We start from the raw sequence: 2,795 nt of genomic DNA on the forward strand, positions 1-2,795 counted from the left end.
AATCAACTTCTCATCCTGATCGTCGCGCAACTCTCACCTTGAATGTCGCGCTACAGGGCCCGCTCGTCACTGCGTTGCAGAGCAGCAAGGCGAAGATCGAGCTTACGCAGCTGCGCATGCAGTTGGAGCATCTGCTCGGCTAGCGCGATGGTGACGTTCTGTGCTTCGTCCGGCAGATCGAGCTCGGCCTCACCATCGACGATCTTCCGCGCCATCTGCAACGCCTTCTCCACGCCGACCGGGATCGCGATGCCAAGCTCGGCAAGCACGCAACGCATCATGTTGACCAGCTGTGTGCGTTGCTTGATCAGCAGGCTGCGTGCCCGGTGGATCGACAGTGCCGCCTGCTGCTCGCGCGACTTGATCGGCACGAACCGCATCGTCTGGCGGGTGACCGCTTCGCAGATCGCCTCGGCATCGGCGGCATCGTTCTTGCCGCGCTTTACATAGGGCTTCACGTAAGACGCCGGCATCAGCCGCACCTCGTGGCCGAGCTTCGTCAACTCGCGCGCCCAGTGATGGGAGGTTCCGCAGGCCTCGGCACCGACCAGACAAGGCGCCAGCTTCGCGAAGAACGGCAAGACCTGCGCTCGCCGCAATGTCTTGCGGACCACCACCTCACCGGTGGGGCTGACGCCGTGAACCTGAAAAACATTCTTGGCCAGATCGAGGCCGATTGTGCTAATCTCCATGACGGGTGGCTCCTTTGCTCGGGCTTGCATGATAGCAGCCCATCTTGGCACCGAGATGCCGTGAGCGGGAGCCATCCACCTCATCCGCTTTTGTCGAGGGTCTGGCTGCTTTCGGACGCTCATAGATCTAGTCCAAACCGAATTTTCGGGTGTCCGGTTGCGCCCTCGCGTTCGTAGAATGAAGTCGCTCGCGTATTCCAGTCAGGTGTTTGCCATTCGAGACGATCCAAGCCGATTGTTCTGGAATGCTCTTTGGCGCGGTTGAGAAGGGCTGCCCCTATTCCCTTGCTGCGTTTCCCATCTCTTACAAACAGGCAGTCAAGATGTGTCCTGAAGTGACCGCGCCATAGCGAAAATTCCGTCGTCAAAGCGGCATAGCCGAGTAGGCTTTGGCCATCGACAGCAACATAGATGATCACGGTGGAAACATCACCGCTGATGAATCGCATCAGGTCATTGCCACTGATCACCGCATTGCTGCGTTCGAAAATTGCGTGTTCCACAATCATGGCCAAAAGGTCGCGGGCATCTCCCGGCTCTGCCAGCCTGACAGCAAACTCGGTCACGACGGCGTAACGTCCAGCGAAAAGCCCTCATCCAGCCAACCGGTCACGCCGCCCGCCATAATTTTTACGGGCCGTCCAAGTTCTGCCAGCCTCAACGCGCCACGGGCGGCGCCATTGCAGTGCGGTCCAGAGCAATAGGTCACAAACAAGGTGTCTTGCGGCCATACGGCCATTTTGGAGCCGATGATTTTACCGTGCGGCAGATTGATTGCGCCCGGAACATGCCCCTTGGCGAAAAGGGCAGGGCTGCGCACATCAAGCAGCACGAAATCTGCACCTTTCGACAGGGCGTCATGCACATCCCAGCAATCGGTCTCGAAGGTGAGTTCAGCAGCAAAATGGACTTTCGCGAGGTCGCTAGAGGCTGCGGGTATGGCTGTAACGGCTGTTGGCATGTGTTTGTCCTTTCGCCCCCTTAATCCGCCACCTTCGGGTAACTTGCAATTGGCGCGAATGACAATATACGTAAATATTATGCCAAACCTGTCAGGCCCCCTTGTCGTCGCCCTTCTTTATGATGGCCTCTGCACTTTTGAGTTCGGCATTGTTGCCGAAATTTTCGGGCTAGCGCGTCCGGAGATGGGGCCATCCTGGTATCGGTTCCAAAGCTGCGCCATCGAAGTAGGGCCATTGCGGGCGCATGGCGGCTTCACCCTGATGCCTGATGCAGGGGCGGAACTGATCGATCAGGCGGATATGATTGTCGTGCCGGGGTGGAAAAGCATTGATGCGCCGGTGCCGCCTGTACTTCGCAATACATTGCGGGCGGCGCATAGTCGCGGTGCGCGGCTTGCCTCCTTATGTTCGGGTGCCTTTGTATTGGCTGCAACGGGCCTGCTGGACGGAAAGTACGCCACGACCCATTGGCGCTATGCTGAGGCGCTGCGACGGCAGTTTCCGGCCATCGACGTGGACGAGGCATCGCTCTACCGGATCGAGGACCGCATTTGCACCTCTGCGGGCAGTTCTGCTGGCATTGACCTGATGATCGAAATCGTGCGGCAGGATTTTGGCCCTGATGCCGCCAATAGCGTCGCCCGACGGATAGTGATGCCAGGCCATCGCAGTGGCGGACAGGCTCAATATCTTGAGCGCCCCGTGAGAACCCGGCCAGATGCGGAAATTGCGCCTGTGCTCGACCGGATCAAAGGGGACATTCAAAGGTCCTGGACGATCGATGAAATGGCCAAATTTGCCAAAATGAGCAAACGCACCTTTGAGCGACGCTTTGGCGAGGCGACGGGCCAGTGCCCAGGCGAGTGGCTGAATGCCGAGAGGGTCGAAGTCGCAAAAGACATATTAACGCGATCCAGCATGACTATTGAGGAAATCGCTACGGCAGTTGGATTTGCAAGCGCGCACACGCTGCGCCATCACTTCCGGCAACAAGTTAAACAAACACCGACGGAGTTCCGCCGCGAATTCTCACACGGGGGCGACCGCATTTAGCAGCCTAAGCTCGAGGAAAGAACGACCGTTATGGGGTCGATGCACGAACCCGCTTCGCGGGAGTGTCGCTGGCGGCGAGGGTGATGTA

The 2,795-nt window shown here is 58.4% G+C and carries 3 protein-coding genes and 1 pseudogene; 1 reads left to right on the forward strand and 3 read right to left on the reverse strand.

Annotated elements, in window-relative coordinates; genetic code table 11:
* Positions 1-62: 62 nt before the first annotated feature.
* From AX708_RS14850 to AX708_RS14855, 3 genes and pseudogenes are all read right to left on the reverse strand, one after another.
* A pseudogene (locus AX708_RS14850) lies at positions 63-692 on the reverse strand (IS110 family transposase); the annotation flags it as partial.
* 119 nt (positions 693-811) lie between these two features.
* The gene (locus AX708_RS20050) at positions 812-1,258 is read right to left on the reverse strand and encodes a GNAT family N-acetyltransferase (RefSeq protein WP_082745499.1); all 447 of its coding nucleotides are present in this window, start codon (positions 1,256-1,258) and stop codon (positions 812-814) included.
* The gene (locus AX708_RS14855) at positions 1,255-1,653 is read right to left on the reverse strand and encodes a rhodanese-like domain-containing protein (RefSeq protein ID WP_067490357.1); all 399 of its coding nucleotides are present in this window, start codon (positions 1,651-1,653) and stop codon (positions 1,255-1,257) included. Before AX708_RS14855 ends, AX708_RS20050 begins: the two co-directional genes overlap by 4 nt.
* 79 nt (positions 1,654-1,732) lie before the next feature.
* Between AX708_RS14855 and ftrA the strand changes: the two genes are divergently transcribed.
* Positions 1,733-2,707 carry a transcriptional regulator FtrA gene (gene ftrA, locus AX708_RS14860; protein WP_082745500.1) on the forward strand — a complete coding sequence of 325 codons (975 nt, stop codon included), beginning with the start codon at positions 1,733-1,735 and terminating at the stop codon, positions 2,705-2,707.
* The last annotated feature ends 88 nt before the right edge of the window (positions 2,708-2,795 follow it).

Source organism: Erythrobacter sp. CCH5-A1 (assembly GCF_001557115.1).
GTDB lineage: Bacteria > Pseudomonadota > Alphaproteobacteria > Sphingomonadales > Sphingomonadaceae > Erythrobacter.

Excerpts from the sequence above, each read along its gene's own strand:
- AX708_RS14855 (WP_067490357.1), bottom strand. The coding sequence starts at position 1,653 with ATGCCAACAGCCGTTACAGCCATACCCGCAGCCTCTAGCGACCTCGCG.
- ftrA (WP_082745500.1), top strand. The coding sequence starts at position 1,733 with ATGCCAAACCTGTCAGGCCCCCTTGTCGTCGCCCTTCTTTATGATGGC.